General features: G+C 71.5%; 26 protein-coding genes. 13 read left to right on the forward strand and 13 right to left on the reverse strand.

All coding sequences use genetic code 11. The features are described 5' to 3' along the window. Nucleotides 1-63: 63 nt before the first annotated feature. Nucleotides 64-1,131, forward strand: coding sequence for an XdhC family protein (locus tag BC793_RS12625; RefSeq protein ID WP_109592573.1), 1,068 nt, complete (start codon nucleotides 64-66; stop codon nucleotides 1,129-1,131). Here the strand turns inward: BC793_RS12625 and BC793_RS12630 are convergent. The 3 genes from BC793_RS12630 to BC793_RS12640 are packed head-to-tail and all read right to left on the reverse strand — an operon-like array spanning nucleotide 1,088 to nucleotide 3,223. Next, complete coding sequence (locus BC793_RS12630) at nucleotides 1,088-1,999, reverse strand: aminoglycoside phosphotransferase family protein (protein ID WP_109592575.1); 912 nt, start codon at nucleotides 1,997-1,999, stop codon at nucleotides 1,088-1,090. The genes BC793_RS12625 and BC793_RS12630 overlap by 44 nt on opposite strands. Then, nucleotides 1,996-2,874: an alpha/beta fold hydrolase gene (locus BC793_RS12635; RefSeq protein WP_109592577.1), complete on the reverse strand. Its 879-nt coding sequence runs from the start codon at nucleotides 2,872-2,874 to the stop codon at nucleotides 1,996-1,998. The genes BC793_RS12630 and BC793_RS12635 overlap by 4 nt, the downstream gene beginning before the upstream one ends. A gap of 52 nt (nucleotides 2,875-2,926) precedes the next feature. Then, nucleotides 2,927-3,223 carry a metal-sensitive transcriptional regulator gene (locus tag BC793_RS12640; RefSeq protein ID WP_106325209.1) on the reverse strand — a complete coding sequence of 99 codons (297 nt, stop codon included), beginning with the start codon at nucleotides 3,221-3,223 and terminating at the stop codon, nucleotides 2,927-2,929. 83 nt (nucleotides 3,224-3,306) lie between these two features. On the opposite strand from BC793_RS12640, the gene BC793_RS12645 reads away from it, so the two are divergent. The 4 genes from BC793_RS12645 to BC793_RS12660 all read left to right on the forward strand — a co-directional run bounded on the left by BC793_RS12645 (nucleotide 3,307) and on the right by BC793_RS12660 (nucleotide 8,998). After that, nucleotides 3,307-3,519, forward strand: a complete 213-nt coding sequence (locus BC793_RS12645) for a heavy-metal-associated domain-containing protein (RefSeq protein ID WP_109592578.1) — start codon at nucleotides 3,307-3,309, stop codon at nucleotides 3,517-3,519. A gap of 40 nt (nucleotides 3,520-3,559) precedes the next feature. Then, nucleotides 3,560-4,486, forward strand: coding sequence for a hypothetical protein (locus tag BC793_RS12650; RefSeq protein WP_109592580.1), 927 nt, complete (start codon nucleotides 3,560-3,562; stop codon nucleotides 4,484-4,486). Beyond that, nucleotides 4,479-6,668, forward strand: coding sequence for a heavy metal translocating P-type ATPase (locus BC793_RS12655; RefSeq protein ID WP_239169961.1), 2,190 nt, complete (start codon nucleotides 4,479-4,481; stop codon nucleotides 6,666-6,668). Before BC793_RS12650 ends, BC793_RS12655 begins: the two co-directional genes overlap by 8 nt. A gap of 152 nt (nucleotides 6,669-6,820) precedes the next feature. After that, nucleotides 6,821-8,998, forward strand: coding sequence for an esterase-like activity of phytase family protein (locus BC793_RS12660; protein WP_239169962.1), 2,178 nt, complete (start codon nucleotides 6,821-6,823; stop codon nucleotides 8,996-8,998). A gap of 48 nt (nucleotides 8,999-9,046) precedes the next feature. Here the strand turns inward: BC793_RS12660 and tuf are convergent, their stop codons facing one another. The 4 genes from tuf to BC793_RS49535 all read right to left on the reverse strand — a co-directional run bounded on the left by tuf (nucleotide 9,047) and on the right by BC793_RS49535 (nucleotide 12,726). Next, on the reverse strand, nucleotides 9,047-10,237 hold the full coding sequence (gene tuf, locus BC793_RS12665) for an elongation factor Tu (RefSeq protein WP_109593022.1): 1,191 nt from the start codon (nucleotides 10,235-10,237) through the stop codon (nucleotides 9,047-9,049). A gap of 262 nt (nucleotides 10,238-10,499) precedes the next feature. Next, nucleotides 10,500-11,663 carry an alpha/beta hydrolase-fold protein gene (locus BC793_RS12670; RefSeq protein ID WP_239169963.1) on the reverse strand — a complete coding sequence of 388 codons (1,164 nt, stop codon included), beginning with the start codon at nucleotides 11,661-11,663 and terminating at the stop codon, nucleotides 10,500-10,502. 32 nt (nucleotides 11,664-11,695) lie between these two features. Beyond that, complete coding sequence (locus tag BC793_RS12675; protein ID WP_109592584.1) at nucleotides 11,696-12,283, reverse strand: redoxin domain-containing protein; 588 nt, start codon at nucleotides 12,281-12,283, stop codon at nucleotides 11,696-11,698. A 95-nt stretch (nucleotides 12,284-12,378) separates the two neighbouring features. Further along, nucleotides 12,379-12,726, reverse strand: a complete 348-nt coding sequence (locus BC793_RS49535) for a nuclear transport factor 2 family protein (protein WP_158319234.1) — start codon at nucleotides 12,724-12,726, stop codon at nucleotides 12,379-12,381. 280 nt (nucleotides 12,727-13,006) lie between these two features. Between BC793_RS49535 and BC793_RS12685 the strand changes: the two genes are divergently transcribed. After that, on the forward strand, nucleotides 13,007-13,639 hold the full coding sequence (locus BC793_RS12685) for a DUF4360 domain-containing protein (RefSeq protein ID WP_109592588.1): 633 nt from the start codon (nucleotides 13,007-13,009) through the stop codon (nucleotides 13,637-13,639). Between the two features lie 3 nt (nucleotides 13,640-13,642). Here the strand turns inward: BC793_RS12685 and BC793_RS12690 are convergent, their stop codons facing one another. Together BC793_RS12690 and BC793_RS12695 are read right to left on the reverse strand one after the other, a co-directional pair. After that, nucleotides 13,643-14,308 (reverse strand): response regulator, encoded by a 666-nt coding sequence (locus BC793_RS12690; protein WP_373871214.1) that lies wholly within the window; start codon nucleotides 14,306-14,308, stop codon nucleotides 13,643-13,645. Between the two features lie 230 nt (nucleotides 14,309-14,538). Then, complete coding sequence (locus tag BC793_RS12695; protein WP_203896165.1) at nucleotides 14,539-15,384, reverse strand: sensor histidine kinase; 846 nt, start codon at nucleotides 15,382-15,384, stop codon at nucleotides 14,539-14,541. A 464-nt stretch (nucleotides 15,385-15,848) separates the two neighbouring features. On the opposite strand from BC793_RS12695, the gene BC793_RS12700 reads away from it, so the two are divergent. The 5 genes from BC793_RS12700 (at nucleotide 15,849) to BC793_RS12720 (ending at nucleotide 19,327) form a co-directional block, all read left to right on the forward strand. Then, entirely contained in the window at nucleotides 15,849-16,559 is a 711-nt protein-coding gene (locus BC793_RS12700; protein WP_109592592.1) for an ABC transporter ATP-binding protein, read from the forward strand. A 109-nt stretch (nucleotides 16,560-16,668) separates the two neighbouring features. Further along, entirely contained in the window at nucleotides 16,669-17,352 is a 684-nt protein-coding gene (locus BC793_RS12705) for an ABC transporter permease (protein ID WP_109592594.1), read from the forward strand. An 8-nt stretch (nucleotides 17,353-17,360) separates the two neighbouring features. Then, nucleotides 17,361-17,888: a hypothetical protein gene (locus tag BC793_RS12710; RefSeq protein ID WP_146246240.1), complete on the forward strand. Its 528-nt coding sequence runs from the start codon at nucleotides 17,361-17,363 to the stop codon at nucleotides 17,886-17,888. 116 nt (nucleotides 17,889-18,004) lie between these two features. Further along, nucleotides 18,005-18,853 carry a CDP-alcohol phosphatidyltransferase family protein gene (locus BC793_RS12715; RefSeq protein WP_109592598.1) on the forward strand — a complete coding sequence of 283 codons (849 nt, stop codon included), beginning with the start codon at nucleotides 18,005-18,007 and terminating at the stop codon, nucleotides 18,851-18,853. A 138-nt stretch (nucleotides 18,854-18,991) separates the two neighbouring features. Beyond that, nucleotides 18,992-19,327: a hypothetical protein gene (locus BC793_RS12720; RefSeq protein WP_109592600.1), complete on the forward strand. Its 336-nt coding sequence runs from the start codon at nucleotides 18,992-18,994 to the stop codon at nucleotides 19,325-19,327. Between the two features lie 20 nt (nucleotides 19,328-19,347). Here BC793_RS12720 and BC793_RS12725 read toward each other — a convergent pair whose 3' ends face one another. From BC793_RS12725 to BC793_RS12740, 4 genes are all read right to left on the reverse strand, one after another. After that, on the reverse strand, nucleotides 19,348-19,971 hold the full coding sequence (locus BC793_RS12725) for a hypothetical protein (protein ID WP_146246241.1): 624 nt from the start codon (nucleotides 19,969-19,971) through the stop codon (nucleotides 19,348-19,350). A gap of 88 nt (nucleotides 19,972-20,059) precedes the next feature. After that, on the reverse strand, nucleotides 20,060-21,763 hold the full coding sequence (locus tag BC793_RS12730) for a glycerol-3-phosphate dehydrogenase/oxidase (RefSeq protein WP_373871216.1): 1,704 nt from the start codon (nucleotides 21,761-21,763) through the stop codon (nucleotides 20,060-20,062). Next, nucleotides 21,760-23,277 carry a glycerol kinase GlpK gene (gene glpK / locus BC793_RS12735; RefSeq protein WP_109592606.1) on the reverse strand — a complete coding sequence of 506 codons (1,518 nt, stop codon included), beginning with the start codon at nucleotides 23,275-23,277 and terminating at the stop codon, nucleotides 21,760-21,762. The genes BC793_RS12730 and glpK (BC793_RS12735) overlap by 4 nt, the downstream gene beginning before the upstream one ends. Next, nucleotides 23,270-24,112: an MIP/aquaporin family protein gene (locus tag BC793_RS12740; RefSeq protein WP_109592608.1), complete on the reverse strand. Its 843-nt coding sequence runs from the start codon at nucleotides 24,110-24,112 to the stop codon at nucleotides 23,270-23,272. The genes glpK (BC793_RS12735) and BC793_RS12740 overlap by 8 nt, the downstream gene beginning before the upstream one ends. Nucleotides 24,113-24,232: 120 nt before the next feature. Here BC793_RS12740 and BC793_RS12745 point away from each other — a divergent pair, with 120 nt between their 5' ends. Both BC793_RS12745 and glpK (BC793_RS12750) read left to right on the forward strand, forming a co-directional pair. Continuing rightward, complete coding sequence (locus BC793_RS12745; protein WP_109592610.1) at nucleotides 24,233-24,985, forward strand: IclR family transcriptional regulator; 753 nt, start codon at nucleotides 24,233-24,235, stop codon at nucleotides 24,983-24,985. Beyond that, complete coding sequence (gene glpK, locus BC793_RS12750; RefSeq protein ID WP_109592612.1) at nucleotides 24,982-26,478, forward strand: glycerol kinase GlpK; 1,497 nt, start codon at nucleotides 24,982-24,984, stop codon at nucleotides 26,476-26,478. The genes BC793_RS12745 and glpK (BC793_RS12750) overlap by 4 nt, the downstream gene beginning before the upstream one ends. Nucleotides 26,479-26,494: the final 16 nt, after the last annotated feature.

The following is a 26,494-nucleotide window of genomic DNA, read 5'->3' on the forward strand; positions in this document are numbered from 1 at the left end:
CGACCTAAGGGATGTCTTAACTCACCGTTGACGATCCGGTCGCTGATCACGGAAGGTGCTGGGATGCGCGAGATCGTGGACGGCCTGCTGGCCTGGCGCGCCGCCGGCACCTCCTTCGCCGTGGCGACGGTGGTGCACACGTGGCGGTCGGCGCCCCGGCAGCCGGGCGCCGCGATGGCCGTCAGCGAGCACGGCGAGGTCATCGGCAGTGTCTCCGGCGGCTGCGTCGAGGGCGCCGTCTACGCGGCCGCGCAGGAGGTCATCAGGACCGGAAAGGCGCAGACGCATACGTACGGGGTGAGCGACGGCGATGCGCTGGAGGTCGGTCTGACCTGCGGCGGAACCATCGAGGTCATGATCCGGCCGGATGCGGGGTCGCCCGCGCTCGACGGCCTGCTCGCCGCGATCGCCGCGGGCCGCCCGGTCGCCACGGTCACCGTGCCGGACGCGCAGCTGGTCGTGTGGCCGGACCGGCTCGAGGGCACCCTCGGCGACGGGGAACTGGACCGGATCGCCGGCGAGCAGGCGCGTGGGCTGCTCGCCCACGGCCGCAGCGCCATCGTCACCGCCTGCGAACGCGAGGTCTTCGTCCAGTCCTGGGCCTCCCCCGCCCGCATGATCGTCTTCGGGGCGATCGACTTCGCGGCGGCGGTCGCGCGGATCGGCAGGTTCCTCGGCTACCGGGTCACCGTCTGCGACGCCCGGGGCGTGTTCGCCACCCCGGCCCGGTTCCCCGACGCCGACGAGGTCGTCGTCGACTGGCCGCACCGCTACCTGGAGGGCACCGAGGTCGACGAGCGCACCGTGCTGTGCGTGCTCACCCACGACCCGAAGTTCGACGTCCCGCTGCTCCGGGTGGCGCTGCGCACCCCGGCCCGCTACATCGGCGCGATGGGCAGTCGCCGTACCTGCGCGGACCGGGTCCGCCGGCTCCGCGAGGCCGGGGTCGACGAGCAGGCCCTGTCCCGGCTACGGGCCCCGATCGGGCTGGACCTGGGCGCCCGCACCCCGGAGGAGACCGCGGTGGCGATCGCCGCCGAGATCGTCTCGCTGGCCTGGGGCGGCTCGGGCGCACCGCTGACCGGTCTCACCGCACCCATTCACGGTCATGATCGGCAAGGATCTCGCTGATCATCCGTTCCTGCTCGGCCGCACCGGCCCGGTCGTCCTTGTCCAGGGCCCCCACGAGGATCAGCATCGCCTTCCACAGCGCCCAGCCACGCGCCCGCACCCAGGTTCCCGCGTCCTGATCGACCGCCGCCCGGAACACCTCGCGGTCCGGACCGGTGAACATGGTCCAGGCGATCACCAGGTCACAGGCGGGGTCGCCGACACCCGAGGTGCCGAAGTCGAGCACCGCGGCCAGTTCGCCGTCGGCGACCAGCAGGTTCCCGGCCGCGATGTCACCGTGGAACCACACCGGATCGCCCCGGTGTTCCATGACCAGCGCGGCACCCCACACCTCGGCGGCGCGGGCGGTGTCGATCCGGCCCTCCAGCAGCCGCAGACAGTGGCGGGTCTCGTCGTCGTAGAAGACCGGGGGGCTGCCCCGGTGCCAGCTGTGATCCCCGGCCGCCGGGCCGCCCGCGGTGTCACACCGTTGCAGCGCCCGGACGAAGCCGGCCACCGACCGGGCGAACCGTGCCCGGTCGGTGATCGGCGCCCGCAACGCGGTCTCGCCCGGCAGCCACCCGCGTACCGACCAGGGGAACGGGTAGCCCTCGCCCGGTTCGCCGGCGGCCAGGACCGGCGGTACCGCGACCGGCAGGTGCGGCGCCAGCCGGGGCAGCCAGGTGTTCTCCTTGGCGACGGCCGGCACGTAGCCGGGAGCCGTGGGCAGGCGCACCGTCATGTCGTCGCCGAGCCGGTAGGTGCGGTTGTCCCAGCCGTCCACCTCGACCGGCGCCACCGGGAGCCCGGCCCACCGGGGGAACTGTGCCAGGATCAGCCGTCGTACCAGCGCCGCGTCGATGCCGGCGCGCCCGTCCGCGAAGGTCATCCCCGCATGGTGTCCGGAGCGGCCACTCCGTCAAACCTGTTTCCGGCGGCCGCGTTCCACCACGCGACGATGCGGTCGACGACCGGTTCCGGCCGGCGGGCCCAGCCGGTGTGGTCGTTGCTGGCCCCTGCGGGCACGTCGGCGTGACCGTAACGCCAGACCGTCACCGCGTCCGGGGCGAACATCCGCGCGGCGAAGCCCCGGACCGGCTTCTCCGGGGCGAGCCGGTCGCCCTCCAGAGCCACCACCAGAGCCGGGGTGCGGATCCGCGCGGGAGACGACGGTGTGCGGACCGGCGCGGGAGACGACGACGGGACGCGACCGGCCGCGCGCGGGGTGCGGATCGGGGCCGGGGACGGGAACGGGGTGTCGCCGGTCAGGGCCATCCGGGCCCACTCCCGCATCAGGGTGCGGGCGCCGGGACCGCCGAAGGCCGGTTTCGGCAGGAAGCCGAAGAGGGCGGTCAGCACCGGGATGATCACGCCGGCCTGGATGACGATCGGCAGGCCGGCCAGCGGATAGTCCCGGTGGTGCGGCAGGCAGCCACCGACCGCGACGAGACCGTCCGCGGGCGGATGGTGCAGCTGGTGCCCGGCGGCGAGCTGCGCGCCGAGGCTGTGGCCGAGAAGGATCACCGGGCGGTCCGGTGACTCTGCGCGGGCGGCGGCGACGGCGCGGGCGATCACGTCGACCTCGTCGGTGTACGACCAGTCGTGCCCCCGGGACGCGCGGGCGTCCTCCGGCTCGAACCCGCGCCGGGGCAGGGCCGTCGCCGACCAGCCGCGGGCCTCGAACGCCTCGACGAGCGGCCGGTAGTACCGGGAGCCGATGCCCATCGCGGGCGACACGAGGACGAGCGGGGCGGGCTGTGGCATGTCCGCACTCTTCGGGGCGGCGCTCAGCCCGGACAAGGGGTTATGGCACAGATCACCCGCGTTTCATGAGGCGGCCGACGGCGGCCATCAGCTCGGACGCCATCTCGTCGGCGCGGCCCTCCTTGGCGCCCTCGTGCATGCAGTGGCGGGCGTGGCCGTCCATCAGGCCGAGCGCCACCTTGTCCAGGGCGGCCTGGATGGCGGAGATCTGGGTGAGGATGTCGATGCAGTAGCGGTCCTCGTCGACCATCCGCTCGATGCCGCGCACCTGGCCCTCGATGCGGCGCAGTCGCGACTGCAGATTGTCCTTGGTCGCCGTGTATCCGCGGGTCGGGGCGGGGTTGGTCATGTCGACCATGCTACAACGCCTCCTGGGTACCCCTACCGGGTATGTGTATGGTGGGTGGAGACACCGAACGGAAGGAACCCGCCATGCAGACCACGACCTACCCCGTCACCGGCATGACCTGCGGACACTGCGCGACCTCGGTCACCGCCGAGGTCTCCCGCATCCCGGGCGTCAGCGACGTCACAGTCGACCTGGCCGGCGGCACGGTCACGTTCACCTCGGCGACGGCGGTCGACCGGGAGGCCGTGCGGGCAGCCGTCGACGAGGCGGGGTATGAGTTGGGCGACGCCTCATGACAGCGCCCGGCGCTTCACCAGTCCGACCGGAGGACGCCTCATGAACACCACGGGCAGGCTTTCCGCGTACGCCATCGGGTTGATCCTGATCTTCGGCGTGGCAGCCGGGGCGGGCCGCGTCGCCGGCCCGGACCAGACGCCCGCGCCGGCGGCCGCGCACGGCGAGGCCCACGCGGCACCCGTCGCGGAGCAGCGCCTGCCGGGCGGGCTCCAGATCGCGCAGGACGGCTACCGGTTGAGCCCGGTGACCACGCGGTTGTCGACGGAGGCCGCGCAGCCGTTCCGGTTCCAGGTGCTGGGGCCGGACGGGAAGCCGGTCACCGGATACACCGAGAACCACGAGAAGGACCTGCATCTGATCGTGGTCCGGCGCGACATGTCCGGCTACCAGCACGTTCATCCCGTGCTGGGCGCGGACGGCACCTGGGAGGTTCCGCTGCGGGTGGACACCCCCGGGCAGTATCGGGTGCTCGCCGACTTCCAGCCCGCCGCGGCCGGCGGGTCGCTGACCCTGGGCGCCGACGTCCCGGCACCCGGCGACTATCAGCCGGTGGCGCTGCCGCAGGCGGCGAAGACCGCCGAGGTCGACGGCTACACGGTCACGCTCGACGGGGATCTGGAGGGCGGCGCGCTCGGGTTCTCGGTGAGCCGGGACGGGCAGCCGGTCACCGACCTGGAGCCCTATCTCGGGGCGCGCGGGCATCTGGTGGTGCTGCGCGAGGGCGACCTCGCCTACCTGCACGTCCACCCGACCAGCGAGACCGCGCTGGCCTTCGCCACGGAGGTCCCGTCACCCGGGGCCTACCGTCTCTACCTGGACTTCCAGCACGCCGGCACGGTGCGCACCGCGGAGTTCACCCTCACCACCGCCGGGGTCACGCTGCCGGCGGCCCCGACCGGGCACGCCGGGGTCACGCCACCGGCAGCCCCGACCGGGCACGACGCCGATGGGCACACCCATGATTGACATCGCACCGCAGCTGATCGAACTCGAGATCGGCGGGATGACCTGCGCGTCCTGCGCCTCGCGGATCGAGAAGAAGCTCAACCGGATGGACGGCGTGACGGCGACCGTCAACTACGCCACCGAGAAGGCGACGGCCACGGTCGGCGACGGGGTGACCGCGGCCGACCTGATCGCCACCGTCGAGAAGACCGGATACACCGCGAAGCTCCCCGAGAAACCGGAGGAGGTCGTGGCGGCGCCGCGCGACATCCGGCTGTGGGTCGTCATCACACTCACCATTCCCGTCATCCTGCTCGCCATGGTGCCGGCCTGGCAGTTCACCTACTGGCAGTGGGCGTCGCTGGTGCTGGCCGCCCCGGTCGTCGTCTACGGTGGCTGGCCGTTCCACCGGGCCGCCGCGGTCAACCTGCGGCACGGCGCCGCGACCATGGACACCCTGGTCTCGCTCGGCACGCTCGCGGCGTTCGGCTGGTCGCTGTGGGCGCTGTTCCTCGGCACGGCCGGCGAGCCGGGCATGACGCACCCGTTCAGTCTGGAGATCACCCGTACCGACGGGGCCGGCGCCATCTACCTGGAGGCGGCCGCCGGGGTGACCATGTTCCTGCTGGCCGGACGCCACTTCGAGGCCCGGTCCAAGCGCCGGGCCGGTGACGCCCTGCGCGCCCTTCTGGAACTCGGCGCCAAGGACGTGGCGGTCCTGCGCGACGGCACGGAGGTGCGCGTCCCGGTCGGGCAGCTGGCGCCGGGCGACCGGTTCGTGGTCCGCCCCGGTGAGAAGATCGCCACCGACGGCGTCGTCGAGGACGGCTCGTCGGCGGTCGACCGTTCGCTGCTGACCGGTGAGAGCATCCCGGTCGAGGTCGGCCCCGGTGACGACGTCACCGGCGGCACGGTCAACGCGGGCGGCCGGCTGGTGGTCCGGGCCACCCGGGTCGGCTCCGACACGCAGCTCGCCCAGATGGCGCGGCTCGTCGAGCAGGCGCAGACCGGAAAGGCCGAGGTCCAACGGCTCGCCGACCGGATCTCCGGCGTGTTCGTGCCGATCGTGATCGCCCTCGCGGTCGCGACGCTCGGCTGGTGGTGGGGCACCGGCGGCGGCTGGACGGCCGCGTTCACCGCGGCGGTCGCCGTACTGATCATCGCCTGCCCGTGCGCCCTGGGCCTGGCCACCCCCACCGCGCTGCTGGTCGGGACGGGCCGCGGCGCCCAGCTCGGCATCCTGATCAAGGGGCCGGAGGCCCTGGAGTCGACGCGCCGCGTGGACACCATCGTGCTGGACAAGACCGGCACCGTGACGTCCGGAGTGATGACGCTGGTCGAGGTCTTCCCGGCCGGCGACGACGAACTGCTGCGGCTCACCGCCTCGGTGGAGGCGGCGTCGGAACACCCGATCGCCCACGCGATCGCCGCGGCGGCCGGCGATCATCTCCCGGTCCGCGATTTCACCGGCATCGAGGGCCTGGGGGTACGCGGAAAGGTGTCCACCCACGATGTCCTGGCCGGCCGGCTGTCCCTGCTGGAACGCGAGGGCTTCACGATCCCGGCCGCGGTGCGCGACGCGGCCGCCGCGTCGGAGAAGGCCGGCCGGACCGCGATCGTCTCCGGCTGGGACGGCGTGGCCCGGGGTGTGCTGTCCGTCGCCGACACGATCCGGCCCACCAGCCGGGACGCCGTCGCCGCGCTGAAGGGGCTCGGGCTGACCCCGGTCCTGCTGACCGGCGACAACGAGACCGTGGCCCGGGCCGTCGCCGCCGAGGTCGGCATCGACGAGGTGATCGCCGGGGTGCTGCCGGCGGGCAAGGTGGCCGAGGTCGAGCGGTTGCAGGGGCAGGGCCGGGTGGTCGCGATGGCCGGTGACGGGGTGAACGACGCGGCCGCGCTGGCCCGCTCCGACCTGGGGCTGGCCATGGGCACCGGCGCCGACGTGGCCATCGAGGCGTCCGACCTGACCCTCGTACGGGGCGACCTGACCGCCGCGGTCGACGCGATCCGGCTGGCCCGGCGCACCCTGCGGATCATCAAGAGCAACCTGTTCTGGGCGTTCGCCTACAACGTGGCGGCTCTGCCGCTGGCCGCGGCGGGCCTGCTCAACCCGATGCTGGCCGGTGCCGCGATGGCCTTCTCGTCGGTCTTCGTGGTCGCCAACAGCCTCCGCCTGCGCCGCTTCCAGCCGGCGCATTAGCGGCGGGCCGCCGGCCGTCACCCGTCTCAGTGACGGCCGGCCGGCCCGATCCGGTCTTCCGCGGGTGGAGAATGGACCGGTTCGCTGAACCGACGCCGGAGGCGGGGGTGGTGTTCATGTCCCGTTCGGACCGGTCTCGCATGGTGCGGGGCGTGGCTGACAAAGCGATTCTCGCGTCCGCGGCCGCCGTGATCCTCCTGGTTCCGGCGGCCCCGGCACACGCGACCCACCCCGGCAATGCCGACCGGGCCTGTTCGACCGAGGCGTCACTGCTCGGCTTCTCCGACGCGCTCGACAAGACGACCTTCGCGGGCACCCCGGTCGCCGGGCTGTCGGCGCTGGCGGTCACCGGCCGCGACCGTGGTCTGGCGCTCGTCGACAACATCGGGACGACACCGGCGCGGGTCTACTCGGTGCACCTCGCCAGGCCGGCGATCACCGGCGTCACTCTGCTGACCAGGGCGGACGGTACGCCGTACACCGGAAGTGATTTCGATGGTGAAGGGCTGATCGCCGAACCGGGTGGCCGGACGATCCTGGCGAGCTCGGAGCGGGAGCCGTCGATCCGGCGGTTCCGGCTCACCGACGGCCGGGAGATCGGCTCGCTGCCGGTGCCGTCGCGTCTCCAGGTCGCCCCGGCCGGCGAGGCCGCCACGAACCAGACGTTCGAGGCGCTGGCCGCGACGCCGGACCACCGGGTGATCTTCGCCGGCATGGAGGGCGCGCTCGCCGGTGACGGGGCCGGCAACAACCGGATCCTCCGCTATCAGGGCCGCGCCGGTGGCGCCTACCGGGTCGCCGGACAGCTCGCCTACCGCACCGATCCCGGTCTCGGCCTGGTCGAGCTGGTGGCGCTCGGCGGCGACCAGCTGCTGTCGGTGGAGCGGGGCTTCACCGCGGGCGTCGGCAACACCGTGCGGATCTACCAGGTCTCGGCCACCGGGGCGCCGGACGTCACCGGGGTGGCGTCGCTGTCCACGGTCACCGAGCCGCGGACCTGGCTGGGCAAGCGGCTGATCGCCGACATCGCGAACTGCCCGCCCTCCGGCGCCACCGCGAAGCAGCCCCAGCCGAACCCGCTGCTGGACAACATCGAGGCCGCCGCGCTCGGCGGCACCCTCCCCGACGGCCGCCGGGTGCTGCGCCTGCTCTCCGACGACAACGGCAGCGCCACGCAGGTGACCCGGCTCTACACACTGGCCGTGACGATCCGGCCGGAGGCGACCCTGCGGAGCCGGGCGATCCTGTCGGCGACCGCCTACCAGCCGGGTCCGGTCTCCGGCACCCAGCTGCCGACCGCGCCGGTCAACGGGATCAGCGCGCCGTTCCCGGGACAGCCCGTCCCCGGCTTCTCGGCGGTGCTCCCGCTCTCCGGCAACCGGCTGCTCGCCATGCCGGACAACGGGTTCGGTGCCAAGAACAACTCGGCGGACTTCCTGCTCCGGGCCTACGACATCACCCCCGGCCACCGGCACGGCCGGGTGCGGATCAACGGGTTCGTCAGCTTCCGTGACCCGGACCGCAGGGTGCCGTTCCCGATCGTCAACGAGAACACCACGGACCGGCTGCTGACCGGCGCCGACCTCGACATCGAGTCGCTGGCCCGGGACTTCCGGGGTGACCTGTGGATCGGGGACGAGTTCGGGCCGTACCTGATCCGGATGGACCGGACCGGGAAGGTGCTGCAGGCGCCGATCCCGCTGCCCGACGGCGGGAAGTCGCCGCAGTCGCCGGACCTGGCCGCCGGGGAGACCGCGACCGTGCCGGCCAGCCGTGGCTTCGAGGCCCTCGCCGCGAGCCGGGACGGCAGGACGCTGTACCCGATCCTGGAGGGTGCCCGCACCGACGACCCGAACCAGCGGCGCCGGATCGTCTACGAGTTCGACGTGCGCGGCGGCCGTTACACCGGGCGCACCTGGACGTTCCTGGTCGACGATCCGTCGCTGGTGATCGGGGACGCGGCCGTGCTCGACGGGCGGCGGCTGCTGCTCATCGAACGCGACAACGGCATGGGCCCGCAGTCGCTGGTCAAGCGGCTCGTCGTCACCGACCTGGACCGGGCCGCCGCGGACCGGACACTGCCGCGCCGGACCGCCGTCGACCTGATGCGCATCGCCGACCCGAAGGGCGTCTCCACCCCGGCCCGGCCCGGCGAGTACGGCGTCGGTGAGCTGTTCTCGTTCCCGCTCCAGTCGGTCGAGTCGGTGCTGCCGCTGGGCGGCTCCCGGGTCCTCGTCGCCAACGACAACAACTTCCCCGGCAACGACGGCCGCATCCCGGGCCACGCCGACGACACCGAACTGATCGTCATCGACGTACCCGGCCTCTGATCCCGACGGCCCGGCGCCTCCTCGGGCGAGGAGACGCCGGGCCACACCTCAGTCCAGGACGGCGAGCACCGTACCGGCGGCGACCGTGCGGTTGCCCTCACGGACGGCGAAGCCCATGCCGGCCTCCAGGGCGATCTCCTTGCCCAGGGTGACCGTCACCTCGTCCAGGGTGTCGCCGGGCATGACCAAGTCGCGCCCGCCCAGGTCCATCCCACCCGACACGTCGGTCGTGTGGAAGTAGAACTGGGGCCGGTAGTCGGCGGCGAACGGCGTGTGCCGGCCGCCCTCGGCGCTCGTCAGCGCGTACATCCGCGCCGTGAAGACCCGGTGCGGCCGCACACTCGCCGGCGCGGCGAGGACCTGGCCCCGCTGCACCTGCTCGCGCTTGACCCCGCGGAGCAGGACGGCGGCGTTGTCGCCGGCCTGCGCCGACTCCAGCACCTTGCCGAACGTCTCCAGCCCGGTGGCCACGCTGGCGACGGTCGGGCCGAGGCCGACGACCTCGACCGGCTCGCCGGCGCGCAGCTCGCCGCGCTCCACCTTGCCGGTGACCACGGTGCCCCGGCCGCTGATCGACAGCACGTTCTCGATCGGCATCAGGAACGGCTCCCCCAGCTCCCGCGGCGGGATCGGCACATACGCGTCGACCGCGTCGAGCAGGTCCACAATCGACGCCACCCAGCGCGGGTCGCCTTCGAGCGCCTTGAGCGCGCTGACCCGGACCACCGGTACCTCGTCGCCGGGGAACCCGTACTGCGAGAGCAGCTCACGGACCTCCAGCTCGACCAGGTCGAGCAGCTCCGGGTCGTCGGCCATGTCGCTCTTGTTGAGCGCCACCACCAGGTGCGGCACGCCGACCCGCTGGGCGAGCAGCACGTGCTCGCGGGTCTGCGGCATCGACCCGTCCTGCGCCGACACCACCAGGATCGCCCCGTCCACCTGCGCCGCCCCCGTGATCATGTTCTTCACGTAGTCGGCGTGCCCCGGCATGTCCACGTGCGCGTAGTGGCGCGACGCGGTCTCGTACTCGACGTGCGCAATGGTGATCGTGATCCCGCGAGCGGCCTCCTCCGGCGCCTTGTCGATCCCCTCGAACGCGACGTACCGGTTGGAGGCCGGGTCGCGGTCGGACAGAACCTTCGTGATCGCCGAGGTGAGGGTGCTCTTGCCGTGGTCGACATGACCCATCGTGCCGATGTTGAGATGCGGCTTGTTACGAACAAATTGGCTCTTCGCCATGATCTCTTCCAAGTCCTCACTGGATGCAAGGCAACACGGTGTTACACGACCCGTCGCCAGGCGGGGCGCGTCAGAACCCACGCAGCACACGGCCACCCTCCCCCGGGGTTCTGCTGCCGATGGGGAAGGGTCAGACTCGCGTATCAGCGCCGGGAAGAGCGCACACGGGAGCCACCACGGGGGGCAGCTTCAGACCGGGTGCGAACATGAACAGCACGGTAGGCGCCGATCCACCGCCGCGCGACCGAATTTCCCCACCGCTCTAGTACGGCCGGCTCACCGCCAGCAGGCCGTCGGCGAAGGTGCGGCGCCAGTTGACGTAGTCGTGCGATCCGGCGTACTCGACGTAGTGCACGTCGTAGCCGCGGGCCCGCAGCGTGTCGCGCATCCGCCGGTTGACCTCGATCTGGTGCAGTCCGTTCCGGGCGGGGGTCGTCTCCTCGGTGCCGACGTCGAGGTGGAATCGCACGTCGGCGCGAGGCCGGGCGGCCACCTGCCGGGTGAGCCACTCCGGCTCGCCGTCGGGCCCCCACCAGAAACTGCCGGACTGGCAGATCGCCGCACCGAACAGTTCGGGCAGTTCGAGCGCGAGATAGGCGGCGGCGAGGCCACCGCGGGAGGCGCCGGCGACGATGTTGCGGCCTCCGGTGTCCGGCGTGCCCCATAGGGTACGCACGAACGGCATCACCTCCCCCGCGATGAAGTCACGCAGCGCCGGGACCGCGCCGAGCTCATCGTCGCGGGTCGCGTCCGGCAGGTGCACGAAGACGGCGGTGTACGGCGGGACGCGGCCGGCCGCGACCAGGTTGTCCAGGGTCTCCGGGATCCGCAGCACCTCGCGGGCGTTGTGACCGTCGAAGACGACGAGGGTGGGCAGTCCACCGGCGGGCACCCCGGACGGCCGGTGCAGGACGATGTGGCGGTCCCCGCCGAACGCCGCGCTGCGCAGGGTGTGGGTCTCCCGGGTGCCGGGGGTGACCCCGGGGTGCCGGCTGATCCACGGTTCGGGCGGGGCACCCGGCAGCTCCAGCACGGAGGCCCACACGTCGTGGTCGGTCGGGTCCAGCGGGTCGGCCGGGAAGTGCTGGTGGCGCGGGTTGCCCGGGTCGACGTGGGCCGGTCCGGTGCCGGACCGGTCGGGCGGCATCGGGCTCCCGTCGCCGCCGGCCTCGTCGCCGTGGGCGAAGTAGTAGACGGTGCGGGTGGCGGCCGGCATCACCCGGGACAGGTGCCAGATGTCGGTGCCGGGAAGCCGGGTCAGGTCGTCCCAGATACCCCAGCAGACCCTGGTCCGGGCGGCGTCGCCCCGCCACAGGAAGGTGACCAGCACATGCTCGTCATCCCACGGCTCGACCACCGGTGTGCCGCCGGCGGCGAGGTCTTCCCAGAGCCCCGGGTCGGCCTGAAGCCGATCGATGATTCCCACCTCGGCGAGCGTTTCAGCAGGCCCCGGACATGTCAAGACATCGATGCGGCGCCGATCGCGCGAACCGCCTCGACAACCCGGCCGGCCGGTAGCGGGTCGAGCCAGTTGGGCCGGACGTCGGCGAAACGGACCAGGCCGGCCCGGTCCACGACGACGACCGATGCGAACGGCAGCACGGACCGGCCGGTGCCGAGCGGCCGGTCGGCGCCCGGGCTGGAGAAGCCGATCCGCAGGGCGTCGATGAGCACGTGCCGCGGGTCGGCGGCGACCAGGAAGGGCAGGTCGTCGCGGTGTTTGAGGCCGGCGAGGCGGTCGGGGGCCTGCGGGCTGACCGCGACCAGGTGGGCGCCGAGGTCGGTGAGGACGGGCTCCAGTTCGGCGGCGTAGGAGCGGAGCAGGTCCTCGCACCAGGGCGAGCCGGCGTAGCGGATGAAGACCAGCACGAGCGGGCCGGTGTCGAGGAGCCGGTCGAGGTGGATCGGGCCGAGGTCCACCTCGTAGAGGGACTGGAACGGCAGCCGGTCGCCCACCGCCACCATCCGTTTCCAGATCGCATTGCGGTCGAGAAGCTGCCGGAACGCCTCATCGTCGACCCGCCGCAGGTCATGCACGGTCGTCATGTCGTCTCCCGTCGTCAAGGATGCGACCAGCATAACCCATCAAACACATAGGATATATAGGTGACGGGTCGCCGCCGTGCGAGACTCGTCACCTCTCAGGCGGCCGGCCGGCTCACGTCCCAGTGCTCGACGATCAGGCCGTCCTCGAACCGCCAGATGTCGACCACGTCCTCGTTCGGGCCCTCGGCCGGGATCAGGGTGTAGTGCGCCACCACGAACTCGGCATCCGCGATGACGTGCTGGATCTCGATCTGCGCGCTCGCGATCGGCGAGGTGAGGAGGAACTCGATCCAGGCGTCCCGTCCGGGCGGGGCACCGACGGTGTGCGAGACGAAATCCTCTCGGATGATCTCCCGGAGCACCTCGATCTCCCCGGCCGCGAACCGGCCGAACGCATCGAGGAACCGTCTCTTGTTCTCTTCAGCGGGGTCGATGTCAGTCATGCCCTCACGGTGGCACCGGAACGGTCCGCTGTCGAGGTTCCTAGCATTGATCCGATCGATCCGTGCCCGCTTTGCGAAAGTCTGCCCAGAAGGCCGGGCCGCGTGCGCCCGGATGGGCAATAAACCCGTTCCGACCCCCACCGTCAGGCGTTTCCCTCGCGCTATCTCCTGCGCTGTCCAACTGGTGAATCGTACGTTTCTCCAAGCGCATGTCGCGGGCGTGAGTGGTCCGCACCGCGCATTTCCGTACCCATTTCCGTCCGCCATTCAGGAGACACCGATGCTGAACGCGATCACCGCCGGAACGATGCTGCTCTCGAGCCTCGGCGCGCCCGCCACCGGAATGAATACCGTCGCACCGCCGGACGACATGACCATCTCGGTGGTCTCCGCGAACGGATCCGGCTGTCCCAAGGGCAGCGCCGTCGTCGAGGTCTCACCGGACAACAAGGCGTTCACCGTCTCGTACAGCAAGTTCGTCGCCCAGGTGGGCCCGGAATCGGGTCCGCTCGACTACCGCAAGCAGTGCCAGCTCGCTCTCAACGTCAAGATCCCGACCGGTTACACCTACGGGATCGCGCGCGCCGACTACCGCGGATACGCCCGCCTCGAGAAGGGCGCCACCGCCTCGGAGACGGCGTTCTACTACTTCCAGGGCATGTCGAAGACGGGCGTCAGCAAGTACCAGTTCAACGGGTTCATGGACGACTCGTGGCAGGTCACCGACGAGGTCGGGATCGAGGCGGTCACGTGGCTGCCGTGCGGCTCCTCGCGATACCTGAACATCAACACCGAACTGAAGGTCAACCGGGGCTGGTCGGACAAGACCACGACCAGTTTCATCACCATGGACTCGTCCGATCTCAACCTCGACACGATCTACCGGATCGCCTGGAAGGAATGCCCGCAGTGACCCTCAACGGGGACGGACCAGTCCGGCGTTGAAGGCGGCGATCACCAGCTGAGCACGATCACGCGCGGACAATTTCGCGAGCAGGTGCGTGATGTGCGTCTTCACCGTCTTCACCGAGATGACCAGGGCGGCGGCGATCTCGTCGTTGGCGAGACCGTTTCCGATCAGCGCGAGAACCTCCACCTCGCGCGGGGTGAGCCGTCGCAGCGCCCCGGCCGGACGTTCCGGCCGGGGCGCGGCCACGTAGTGCGCGACCAGCCGCGTCAGAATGGACGGCGCGAACAGCGACTCACCACGGCACGTCCGCCGGACCGCGTCGACCAGATCCTCCGGCCGCGCGTCCTTCAGCAGGAACCCGGACGCCCCGGCCTGCAGCGCGGCGTAGACGTACTCGTCCAGCTCGAACATGCTCAGCACCAGCACCCGGGTGCCGGCCAGTGCCGGATCCGCGCAGATCCGCCGGGTCGCCTCCAGCCCGTCCAGGCCGGGCATCCGCACATCCATCAGCACCACGTCCGGCCGGGTGGCCCGGGCCCGCAGCACCGCCTCGGCCCCGTCGCCGGCCTGCCCGACCACCTCGAGATCGGGCTGATGACCGATGACGACCGCGAGACTGCGCCGCAACAGCGGCTGATCATCAACAAGCAGAACCTTCAGCGGTACGGCCACCGCTCCCACCACCGCACCCCTCCCGCCCCCGGCTCCGCCGCTACCGCCCTCCACCATCCCGCCCCACCCTCTCCCCAGCCCCACCCCGACAACTCCCGCCCACCGCACCCGGACCACTCACCACTTCCGTGCTGGCGCCGCCGGCACGTCAAGGACCCCGGCTGGCTCTCACCGCTGTCTCAACGCCCGTGAGACAGCGGTGAGAGCCAGCCGGAGGGGTGGCGGCGTGGTCACGGGGGCTCGTCGGGAATGCGGGCGACCAGGTGAAAGCCCCCGTCGACGTGCTCGGTGGTGAGGGTGCCGCCCAGGCTGACGACGCGTTCCCGGAGGCCGGCCAAGCCGTGACCGGCGCCCGGCGTGGCCCGCCACCCGGCGACGGGACCGCTGTCGGAGACGCTGACGACCACGTGCGGGCCGTCCCGGCGGACCCGCACCGCCACGTCCGCCGGCCCCGCGTGCCGGGCCGTGTTGGCGAGCCCCTCCCGAACCGTGCGGCAGACCGCCACCTGCACACCCGGCGAGATCCCGTCGAGGTCCCCGGCGGTGAGATCGACCCGCAACCCGGTGGCGCCCGCGGCCCGGACGATCTCCGGCAGCGCGTCGAGACCCTCCAGCGGGGCGCGCGGTCCGGGTGCGGCGGGATCACGCAACACGGTCAGCATCCGGCGCAGTTCGGCGGTGGTCTCCCGGCTGGCCGCCTCGATGTCGTCGAGCGCGGCCCGCATCTGAGCCGGCTCCGGCTCGTACCGGGTGGCGGCCACCCGCACGGTGATCAACCCGAGCCCGTGTGAGACCAGATCATGCAGGTCACGAGCGATCCGCAGGCGCTCGGCGAGAACCGCCTCGGTGGCGGCCCAGGCGGTGAGGCGGCGTTCGTAGGCGACGCGGTCGACCCGCCACCGGCGTACCGCCCAGACCGCGGCGGTGATCGCGCCCCCGCCGATCAGCACCGGGACCACCCGGGCCGCCGGCCCCTCGGCACCGACCGTGCACATCGCCATGATCAGCACGGCGACGACCACCAGGACGACCGGGACCGCCCGGCTGCGCAGAGCCGGCCGCTCGAACACATTCACCGCTCCGACTGTAGGCCTCGGACCAGGGTCGTAGACGCCCCTGATCCGCACGCACCACCGCCGCACCGACGAACACCGGCTGGCTCTCACCGCTGTCTCAGGGCGCTTGAGACAGCGGTGAGAGCCAGCCGGATCCAGTTCTCGAACCAGAACGTAGACGACCACGGACGGCACCCACCGCCTCACCGTACGGACACCGGCTGGTTCCCACCGCTGTCTCGGGACCTCTGAGAGAACGGTCAGAACCAGCCGGATCCAGTTCTCGAACCAGAACGTAGACGACCACGGACCGGCACCCACCCGCCTCACCGGATAGACATCGGCTGGCTCTCACCGCTGTCTCAGGGCGCTTGAGACAGCGGTGAGAGCCAGCCGGGTTCTGGTCGGACCTGGGTCGTAGGTGGGCTCGGAAAGCCGGAGCACGGTCCGATGTGCCCCGGGCCGGGCGCGACTTGACTGGGGCGATGATCACTATCGAGGGTTTGACCAGGGTCCGGGGGCGGGCCCGGGTTCTGCACGAGGTCGGTTTCACGGCGCGGCCGGGGCGGGTCACCGGGTTTCTCGGGCCGAACGGGGCCGGGAAGACGTCGACGTTGCGGGTGCTTCTCGGTCTGGACCGGCCGCAGGCGGGGCGGGCGCTGATCGACGGGCGGCGCTACGCCGACCTGGAGCGCCCGCTCACCGTGGCCGGGGCGCTGCTCGACGGCAGCGGGGCGCACCGGTCCCGGACGGCGCGGGCGCATCTGCGCTGGATGGCGGCGAGCAACGGGCTGCCGAAGGGCCGGGTGGACGAGGTCCTGGAGTTGGTCGGGCTGGCCCCGGAGGCCGGCAAGCGGGCCGGAAAATACTCGCTGGGGATGAGCCGGCGGCTGGGACTGGCCGCCGCGCTGCTCGGCGATCCGCCGGTCCTGATCCTGGACGAGCCGGTGAACGGGCTGGACCCGGCCGGGATCCGGTGGATGCGCGCGTTCCTGCGCGACAGCGCCGCCGAGGGGCGGACCGTGCTGCTCTCCAGCCACCTCATGGGCGAGCTGGCGGAGACCGCCGACGACGTGGTGATCATCGACCACGGCACGGTGGTGGCGGACGGCACGCTGGCCGAGGTGGTCGGCGAGCACGCGACGCTGGAGGACGCCTTCCTGGCCCGGACCGCAGGCGAGGGGGCGTCATGGTGAACCAGAACCAGAACCCGAACCGGACCGTGGGCGAGGGGGCGTCGTGGTGAGTCAGGTTCGGGCTGAGCTGCTTAAACTTCTCAGCCTGCCGACGGCGTGGGTGGGGCTCGTGCTGGGGTTGATCGCGGCGCCGGCGCTGGCGCTGGTGAGTGCCGGCGGCACCCGCAGAGCGATCGAGAACGGATTCCACGCGGACGCGTCGGATGCCGCGTTCCAGCCGCTGGGGATCGGCCTGCTGGGCGCGCTGATCCTCGGCGTGGTGGTGATGAGCAGCGAGTACACGTCGACCGGGGACGATTCGCCGGGGGCCCGGCAGTTGCAGGCCACGCTCGCGGCGATGCCCCGGCGGTGGCGCCTCGTCGCGGCGAAGGCGGTGACGCTGAGCTTGCTCGTGACGGTGCAGGGGACGATCACCGCGGTGGTGACGCTGGCGCTGAACCGGGTGGTGCTCGGCGACCTGGTGCCGGCGGCGGCTCCGGGCCGGGTGGCGGGTGCGGTCCTCTACTGGGTGCTGATGGGCCTGCTGGCGTACGCGCTGATGTTGATCTTCCGGAACGGGATCGTCACGCTGACGGTGCTGATCCTGAACATCTCGGTCGTGTCGTTCTCCTACCTGCTGACGAAGGTGACGCCGCTGGCCGCCTATCTGCCGGACATCGTCGGGACGCACATGTTCCTGAACGAGGTGGGTGACGTGCGGATCGCCCCGCTGACCGCCGGCGTGGTGATGACCGGCTGGGTGGTCGCGCTGCTCGGCCTGGGCGGATGGATGTTCGATCGGCGCGACCCGTGATCGGCGCGGTGAAAGCCGAGGTGAGCAAGCTGGTCACCCTGCCGTCACCGGCCATCACCGTGGCGCTGACCTGGGCGGTCACCGTGCTCGTGAGGCAGGCCGATCCGCCGGGTGGTGCGGTGCCCTACAGCCAGGCCGGGGTGCTGGTGCTGGGGGTGCTGGCGGCGGGCCACGAGTATCAGCGCGGCGGGCAGATCCGGGCCACCCTGCTGGCCGTGCCGCGGCGGCCGCTGCTGTTCGCGGCGAAGACGGTGGCGCTGCTGGTGACGGCCGGCCCGGCGGTGTTCGTGGCGGCACTGCTGGCCGGCGAGCCGGGCGCGACCGGCGGTCTGCTGCTGGATCTGCTGCTGGCGGCGGGGGTGGCGACGATCGTGCGGCATCCGGTGGGAGCCACGGCCGTCGTGCTGACCGCGTACCAGATCGTCGTGCCCCTGATCCGCAACGGCCTCCCGGACGTCGCTCTGCCACCGGCACCGGTATGGTCGGCCGCGATCATCGCGGCAGCGGCGGTGACCTTCCACCGCCGCGACGCGTGAGACACGGGGGCGCTTGACGCCCCGGTGTTGAATGCCGACAGAGCGGGGGCCCCTATTTTGTGCATGTGTCATTCACCTGCGCACCCCCGCGCTGTACACCTCGAGGAGTAATAACGATGGCGCAGCGCCCCTCGCTCGCGGAAGTCCGCGAGCGCACCTATAAACGCCGGGACGCCTGGTGGACGGTGTGGCTGGTCGACCCCCTGGCCGGTCCGCTGGTGCGGCTGGTGGCGCCGTGGAAGTGGGCGACCCCGAATTTCCTGTCGCTGTCGGCGTTCGTCGTGGGCCTGGGTGCGGCGGCGTGTTTCTGGCAGGGCGAGTACGTGTGGCTGCTGGCCGGCGCCGTGCTCTTTCATCTGGCTTTCGTGCTCGACTGCATGGACGGCAAGATCGCCCGCCTGAACGGGACCGGGTCGATCTTCGGCACCTGGCTGGACTACGTGTTCGACCGGCTGCGGGTGGTGACGTGCGCGCTGGCCATGTTCGGCGGCCAGTGGAACCTGACCGGTGAGACCCTCTACCTGTGGCTGGCCACCGCGGTGATCTTCCTGGACATGTTCCGCTACCTGAACGCGCTCCAGATGCAGAAGGTCAAGCTGAGCATGAAGGAGAAGCTGCTGGAGGCCTCCGGCGGGACCGCGACGGACTACGTCGAGGAGACCGACGACGAGGTGGTGGAGCAGGACGACCCGGAGAAGGCCCAGGTCGACGTGCACGGTGACTTCCGCGAGCGGTTCGGTCTCTTCCTGACGGTCCGCAACTTCCTGCTGCGGCAGCGCATCCGCGTGCACGTGTTCAGCGGCATCGAGTTCATGATGTTCGTCTTCATCGTGGGCCCGCTGGTCAACCAGATCGTGGTGGTGACCATCGTGTCCGGCGTGCTGCTGCTGGCCTTCGAGGCCTTGCTGATCTTCAAGCTCTGGACCACCACCCGGACGTTCCACAGGCGGCTGGCCGCTCTCTGAGCCCTCGCGCACCGAAGCCCCGGCGGGTCACCGCCGGGGCTTCTTCGTGTGCGGCCTCGTTGCGCTTTGGCGCACTTTTAGCGTGTTTTGTCCATAGACTCACCGTGAACCGGCCGAACCGACGAAATGAGGAGAAGAATGTCGAACGTCGCGAACCAGCAGACCCGGACGGACACCCCGTCCACCGGTTGGCTGGTGGCCGAGCTCCACCGGATCCGCGAGGTCCTCGACGTCCTGCCGCTGCCCGACAAGACCTCCGCGGCGGCGCACCGGGACCTCGGCGAGGCCGAGATCATGCTGCTCGACGCCGAGCCCGACCGGCGGCGGCTCGGCGGCACCCTGGAGCGCCTGGCGCTCGTGCTCGCCGCCTCCGGGGCGCTCGACCACGCCGGCCAGGCCCTGTCCGGACCACTCGGCACTCTCGCCGACTGGGTGGGCGAGCCGGGCCGCACCGTCCGGCAACTACTGGCCTGACAGTGCGGCACGCCGGAGCGTCAGGCGACGGTCACCCAGGCCCCCGAGCCGTCCACGTTGATGTTCTGGCTCTGCCGCTCACCGGAGGCGAAGTCGATCACGCACTGGTACGAGCCGACACCCATCGTGTCGACCTTGACGGCCGAGCAGGTGGCCGCCGCGACCTCGGCGACCTCGCCGTCGACGGTCTTGAAGTCGCTGTTGCCGACGACGTCCTCCTGCAGCCACGCCGCGGTGAACGCGTCGGCCGACAGCTCGACCCCGCCGGCCGGGGCCTGGTCGGCGACCACCTGGGTCACCGGCACCGCCGCGGAGGTCACCGGCGGAGTGGTGCTCCTCCCGGCCCCCAGGGCCGCGATGAGGCCGGCCACCGCCCAGACCACGGCGACGGTGATGCCGAAGGTGACCCAGTACTTGTTGGTGGGGAACCCGGCGCGCTTGGCCTTGCCCGAACGGCGGGCCGCCGAGATCGCCCCGAAGATGCCGAAGACCGCCGTGAACGCGATGACCGGCCCGATCCCCGGAACCTTGAACTGCTGCGGCACCGACGGGTAACCACCCTGCGGCGGCGGGAAGGCACCCATCGGGGGCTGCTGCGGGTAGGCGGCGGTGGGGTCGTACTGGGTGTTCGGCGCAGTCGTCATCTCAGGGCCCATCCGTGGTAGGAGTCACATCCTTGCGCCCTGAGTGATCGGCCCCGCCGGGTCTGCCATGAGGAAAGCCGGCGGCGGGTCAGACGACGCGGACCGGCACCACCTCCGGTGCGCCGAGACGGGCGGCGTCGGCCGTCTCGTCGTCCTGCTGCTCCTGGGAGGCGCGTTCCGCCTCCACCCGGAGCCGGTAGTTCTCCACCTCGCGTTCCCGCTGGGACGGGGTCCAGCCGAGGACCCGGCCCATCAACTCGGCGGCGTGCGGTGCGGCCACCACACCCCGGTCGAAGGTCTCGATGGAGATCCGGGTACGCCTGGTCAGCACGTCGACCAGGTGGCGGGCGCCCTCGGCGGCGGCCGCGTAGACGAACTCGGCCCGCAGATAGTCGTCGGCACCCTCGATCGGGCGGGCCAGACCCGGGTCGTCGCGGATCAGGTCGAGCAGTTCGTGGACCAGCGAGCCATACCGGCCGAGCAGGTGCTCGACCCGGGCCACGTGCAGGCCCGACTCGGCGGCCAGCAGGCCGCGGCGGTTCCACAGTGCCGGGTAGCCGTCCGCGCCGAGCAGCGGCACCCGGTCGGTCACCGACCTCGGCACGGTACGGGCCAGACTGTGCACACACGCGTCGACGGCGTCCTTCGCCATCACCCGGTACGTGGTGTACTTGCCGCCGGCCACCACCACCAGCCCCGGCACCGGGCTGCTGACCGAATGCTCCCGGGACAGCTGCGACGTCGACTCGGACTCGCCGGACAGCAGCGGCCGCAGCCCCGCGTAGACGCCCTCCACGTCGGCGCGTTCCAGGGGCCGGGCCAGCACCTTGTTGACCTCGGTGAGCAGGTAGTCGATGTCCTTCGCGGACGCGGCCGGATGCGCCTTGTCCAGGGACCAGCCGGTGTCGGTGGTGCCGACGATCCAGTGCCGGCCCCACGGGATCACGAACAGCACACTCGACGCGGTCCGCAGGATCAGGCCGGTCGACGAGTGGATCCGGTCGCGGGGCACGACCAGGTGGATGCCCTTCGAGGCGCGGACGTGGAACTGGCCCCGCTCGCCGACCAGGGACTGGGTGTCGTCGGTCCACACCCCGGTCGCGTTGATCACCTGGTGGGCGCGGATCTCGTACGTCCGGTCGTGTTCGAGGTCGTGGACCCGTACCCCGGTGACCCTCTCGCCCTCCCGGAGGAAACCGACCACCTCGGCCCGCGTCGCGACGTGGGCCCCGTGCGACGCCGCGGTCCTGGCCAGGAACATGGTGTGCCGGGCGTCGTCCACCTGCGCGTCGTAGTACTGCAGAGCCCCGACCAGCGACTCCCTGCGCAGCGCGGGGCAGGCGCGCAGTGCGCCGCGACGGGTCAGGTGCCGGTGCCGGGGAAGCGACCCGGACAGGGCCATCGTGTCGTAGAGGGTGACGCCGGCGCCCGCGTAGACCCGCTCCCAGCCGCGGTGCTTGAGCGGGTAGAGGAACCGGACCGGGCGGGCCAGGTGCGGCGCGAGCCGCTGCAGGATGAGTCCCCGCTCCCGCAGCGCCTCGCGGACCAGCCCGAAGTCCAGCATCTCCAGGTAGCGGAGACCGCCGTGGAGGAGTTTGCTGGACCGGCTGGACGTGCCGGAGGCGAGGTCGCGCGCCTCGACGAGCCCCACGGTCAGTCCCCGTGTGACCGCGTCGAGCGCGCACCCCGCCCCCACCACTCCCCCACCGATCACCAGTACGTCGACCTCTTTCGCCGACAGGGCTTCGAGTGCGGCGTCCCGGTACGCGGGTGAAAGAGCAGTCATGATCAGTCCACGTCCACCCAGTCGAGGGTCCGCTGCACCGCCTTCTTCCACTTCCCGTGACCCTCTTCGCGCTGTTCCCCCGACCAGCTCGGCTGCCAGCGCTGCGACTCGTTCCAGTTCTCCCGCAGCTCGTCGGTGTTCTTCCAGAACCCGACCGCGAGACCGGCCGCGTAGGCGGCGCCCAGCGCGGTGGTCTCGGCGACGACCGGGCGGCTGACCGGCACACCGAGCACGTCGGCCTGGATCTGCATGCAGAGGTTGTTGACGGTGATGCCGCCGTCGACCTTCAGCACGTCCAGGGTGACGCCGGAGTCCTGGGCCATCGCGTCGACCACGTCGCGGGTCTGGTAGCAGATCGCCTCCAGGGTGGCCCGGGCGATGTGCGCGCCGGTGTTGAACCGGGACAGCCCGACGATCGCGCCCCGGGCGTCGGAACGCCAGTAGGGCGCGAACAGCCCGGAGAACGCCGGGACGAAGTAGACGCCGCCGCTGTCCGGGACCTGCGCGGCCAGGGTCTCGCTCTCCGCGGCCGAGTTGATGATGTGCAACTGGTCGCGCAGCCACTGCACGGCCGATCCGGTGACCGCGATCGAACCCTCCAGGGCGTAGACCGGGGCGGCGTCGCCGAACTTGTAGCAGACCGTGGTGAGCAGGCCGTTCTCCGAGCGCACCAGGTTGGTCCCGGTGTTGAGGAGCATGAAGTTGCCGGTCCCGTAGGTGTTCTTGGCCTCGCCGGGGCTGAAGCAGACCTGCCCGACCGTGGCCGCCTGCTGATCGCCGAGGTCGCCGGTGAGCGGCACGTCGCCGCCGAGGGGCCCGCTGACGTGCGCGACACCGTAGCCGTTCGGATCCGACGAGGGCCGGATCTCCGGGAGCATCGCGCGGGGGATGCCGAAGAACGACAGCAGCTCGTCGTCCCAGTCGAGGGTCTCCAGGTTCATCAGCATCGTCCGGCTGGCGTTGGTCACGTCGGTGACGTGGTTGCCGCCCTCCTTGCCGCCGGTGATGTTCCACAGCAGCCAGCTGTCGGTGTTGCCGAAGAGGGCGTCGCCGCGTTCGGCGGCCTCCCGCACCCCGTCGACGTTCTCCAGAATCCATTGGATCTTGCCGCCGGAGAAGTAGGTGGCCGGCGGCAGTCCCGCCTTGCGCCGGATCGTCTGTCCACGCTCGTCACGATCGAGGGCGGAGGCGATCCGATCGGTACGGGTGTCCTGCCACACGATCGCGTTGTAGTAGGGCCGGCCGGTCCGCCGGTCCCAGACCACCGTGGTCTCCCGCTGGTTGGTGATCCCGACCGCGGCCAGGTCACTCGCCGACAGGTTCGCCTTCTGCATGGCCGTGCGCACGACGGTGACGGTCCGGTCCCAGATCTCGATCGGGTTGTGCTCGACCCAGCCGGCCCGCGGCAGGATCTGCTCGTGCTCCAGCTGGTGCCGGGCCACCTCGTTACCGCCATGGTCGAAGATCATGAAACGGGTGCTGGTGGTCCCCTGGTCCACTGCGCCCACGAAGTCAGCCACGGGTCGCCTCCACTTCTGCCTCGTCTCTCGGTGTCGGGACGCGGCCCACCTCCGGCTCTTCGGCCGACGGCAGGAAACGCCCGATCAGAGTCTGGTACAAGCCGGCGCCCACGATGCCACCGATGACCGGCCCCACGATCGGGATCCAGAAGTACAGATACCCCGTCTGGTCGCGGAACGCTCCCCCGTAGCCGGTGAGGAAGCTGGCGAGGCGCGGACCGAAGTCACGGGCCGGGTTGATCGCGTAACCGGCGTTCGTCCCCCACGCCATGCCGATCGCGACCACGAGCAGGCCGACCACGACCGGGCCGAGGTTGGCACCGGGCGCGGTGTTGGCCATGTCGGTCAGCGCCAGGATGACGAAGAGCAGGATGGCCGTACCGATGATCTGGTCCCGGAAGGCGCCCCATTCGCTGACCGGGAGCGTCCCGTTGCCCGGCAGCGTCGAGAAGACGCCCTGCGTCTTGATCGTCAGGCCGGGGTCGGCGGCGTGCAGGACCTCGGTGTAGTTCCAGCGCACCAGGAGCGCGGCCAGGAACGCGCCGAGAGTCTGTGCGAGCGCGTACGGGGCCACCTTCCGCCAGGAGAAGCCCTTGAAGACGGCGAGGGCGATGGTCACCGCCGGGTTGAGATGCGCGCCGCTGATCCGCGCCGCGACGTAGACGCCGAGGGTGACGCCCAGGCCCCAGGCCCAGGCGATGCTGTCGTGGTCGCCGATGCCGGCGGCGGCGACCTGCGCCACCACCCCCACACCGAACAGAATGAGAATCATGGTGCCGGCGAACTCGGCCGCGAGCTCACCGGCGAGTCCTGGAACCTTGAGTCGTGTAGCCATGCTCCCTCCAATCGCTGCCTGGACCGTATGAAGGGGCGCGGACGGCGGCAATGAACGCCGGTCGGCATTGTCGAACATCAATTACTGCGGGTCGTCACGCAGTGGCATAGAGTCCGAAACATGCCCGGTACGGTGCAGTCGATCGAGCGAGCGGCCGCGATCCTGCGGACGCTCGCCGGCGGGCCCGGCCGCCTCGGGCTCAGCGAGATCGCCCGCACGCTGGACCTGGCGAAGGGCACCACCCACGGCATCCTGCGCACCCTGCAACTGGTCGGGTTCGTCGAACAGGACCGGGTCTCCGGGCATTACCAGCTCGGCGGGGCCCTGCTGCATCTGGGCACCAGCTATCTCGACATCAACGAGCTGCGGTCCCGGTCGATCAACTGGGCCGACCCGCTCGCCGCCCGCAGCGGGGAGGCGGTCCGGATCGGCACCGTCCTCGAGGGCCGGGTGCTCGTCGTGCACCACGTGTTCCGGCCGGACGACACGTTCCAGACCCTCGACGTCGGCACCCTGCTGCCCCTGCACGCCACCGCCCTCGGCAAGGTGCTGCTGGCCTACCGGGCCGGTGGCCCGGTGCCCGACCTGGAGACCTTCACCCGGCTCACCCTCACCGATCCGCGTGCGCTCACCACCGCGCTGGAGGGGGTACGCGACGCCGGCTGGGCCGGTGAGGTCGAGGAGTTCCTGCTCGGCCAGGCGTCCGTCGCGGCGCCGATCCGTGGCTACGGCGGCCTGGTGGTCGGCGCGATCGGGATCTCCGGCCCGGTCGACCGGGTCTGCGACAGCCGCTACCGTCCCCGGGCCCCGCTCGTCGACTACGTCCGCGACGCCGCCCGCGCGATCTCCCGCGACCTGGGGGCGACCCGATGACCGACCGGTACGTCGTCGCGATCGACCAGGGCACCACGTCCACCCGGTGCATCGTGTTCGACCGGCGCGGGCAGCTCGTCTCGCTCGCCCAGCAGGAGCACAAGCAGTACTTCCCGCGGCCGGGCTGGGTCGAGCACGACGCCATGGAGATCTGGCGCAACGTCGAGCGCCTCGCCCCGCGGGTCCTGTCCCGCGCCGGGATCGGCCTCGACCAGGTGGCGGCGGTCGGCATCGCCAATCAGCGGGAGACGACCGTCATCTGGGACCGCCGCACCGGCGTGCCGGTCGGCCGGGCGATCATCTGGCAGGACACCCGGACCGACGCGCTGGTGCACTCGCTTCTCGCACAGCCCGGTGCTTCCGACATCTCCGAGATCTCCGGCCTGCCGCTGGCGACGTACTTCTCCGGGCCGCGCCTGCGCTGGATCCTCGACCACACCCCCGGCCTGCGGGAACGCGGCGAACGCGGCGAGGTGCTCTGCGGCACCATGGAGACCTGGCTGATCTGGAACCTGACCGGCCGCACCCAGCACGTCACCGACGTGACCAACGCCAGCCGCACCATGCTCCTCGACGTGCGGTCCCTGGACTGGTCCCCGCGGGCGCTCGACTTCTTCGGCATCCCCCGCGCGATGCTGCCGGCGGTGCGGCCGTCCATCGGCGGCTTCGGCACCGCGTCGGAGGGCTTCCCGGGGGTACGCATCGGCGCCGCTCTCGGCGACCAGCAGGCGGCCCTGTTCGGGCAGACGTGCTTCACCCCCGGCGAGGCGAAGTGCACGTACGGCACCGGCAGTTTCCTGCTCCTGAACACCGGCCCCGACCTGGTCCGCTCGGACAACGGGCTGCTCAGCACGGTCGCCTACCAGATCGCGGGTGCCCCGGCCGTCTACGCGCTGGAGGGCTCGATCGCGATCACCGGCTCGCTGGTCCAGTGGTTCCGCGACCAGCTGGAGCTGATCTCCAGCGCGCCTGAGATCGAGACCCTGGCGCGGACCGTCGCCGACAACGGCGGCTGCTACATCGTCCCGGCGTTCTCCGGGCTCTACGCCCCCTACTGGCGCAGCGAGGCCCGGGGCGTCATCGTGGGCCTGACCTCGTACATCACCAAGGGCCACCTGGCCCGCGCGGTGCTGGAGGCGACCGCCTGGCAGACCCGCGAGGTGGTCGACGCGATGAACGCCAACTCCGGCCTCACCCTGACCACCCTCAAGGTCGACGGCGGGATGACCGCCGACAACCTGCTCATGCAGATGATCGCCGACGTGCTGGACGTGCCGCTGGTCCGCCCGCTCGCCGTGGAGACGGTGTCACTGGGCGCCGCGTACGCGGCCGGCCTGGCCGTCGGCTACTGGCCCGACCTGGACGGCCTGCGCAGCAACTGGCACATCGCCGGCCAGTGGATGCCGGCCATGGACCCGGGCGTCCGCGACCTCGAGTACGCCAACTGGCGCCGTGCCGTGGAACGCACCTTCGACTGGATCCAGCCCGCCTGACCGGCGATCCGCCCCG

It is taken from the genome of Actinoplanes xinjiangensis, from assembly GCF_003148685.1.
GTDB classification, from domain to species: Bacteria; Actinomycetota; Actinomycetes; order Mycobacteriales; family Micromonosporaceae; genus Actinoplanes; species Actinoplanes xinjiangensis.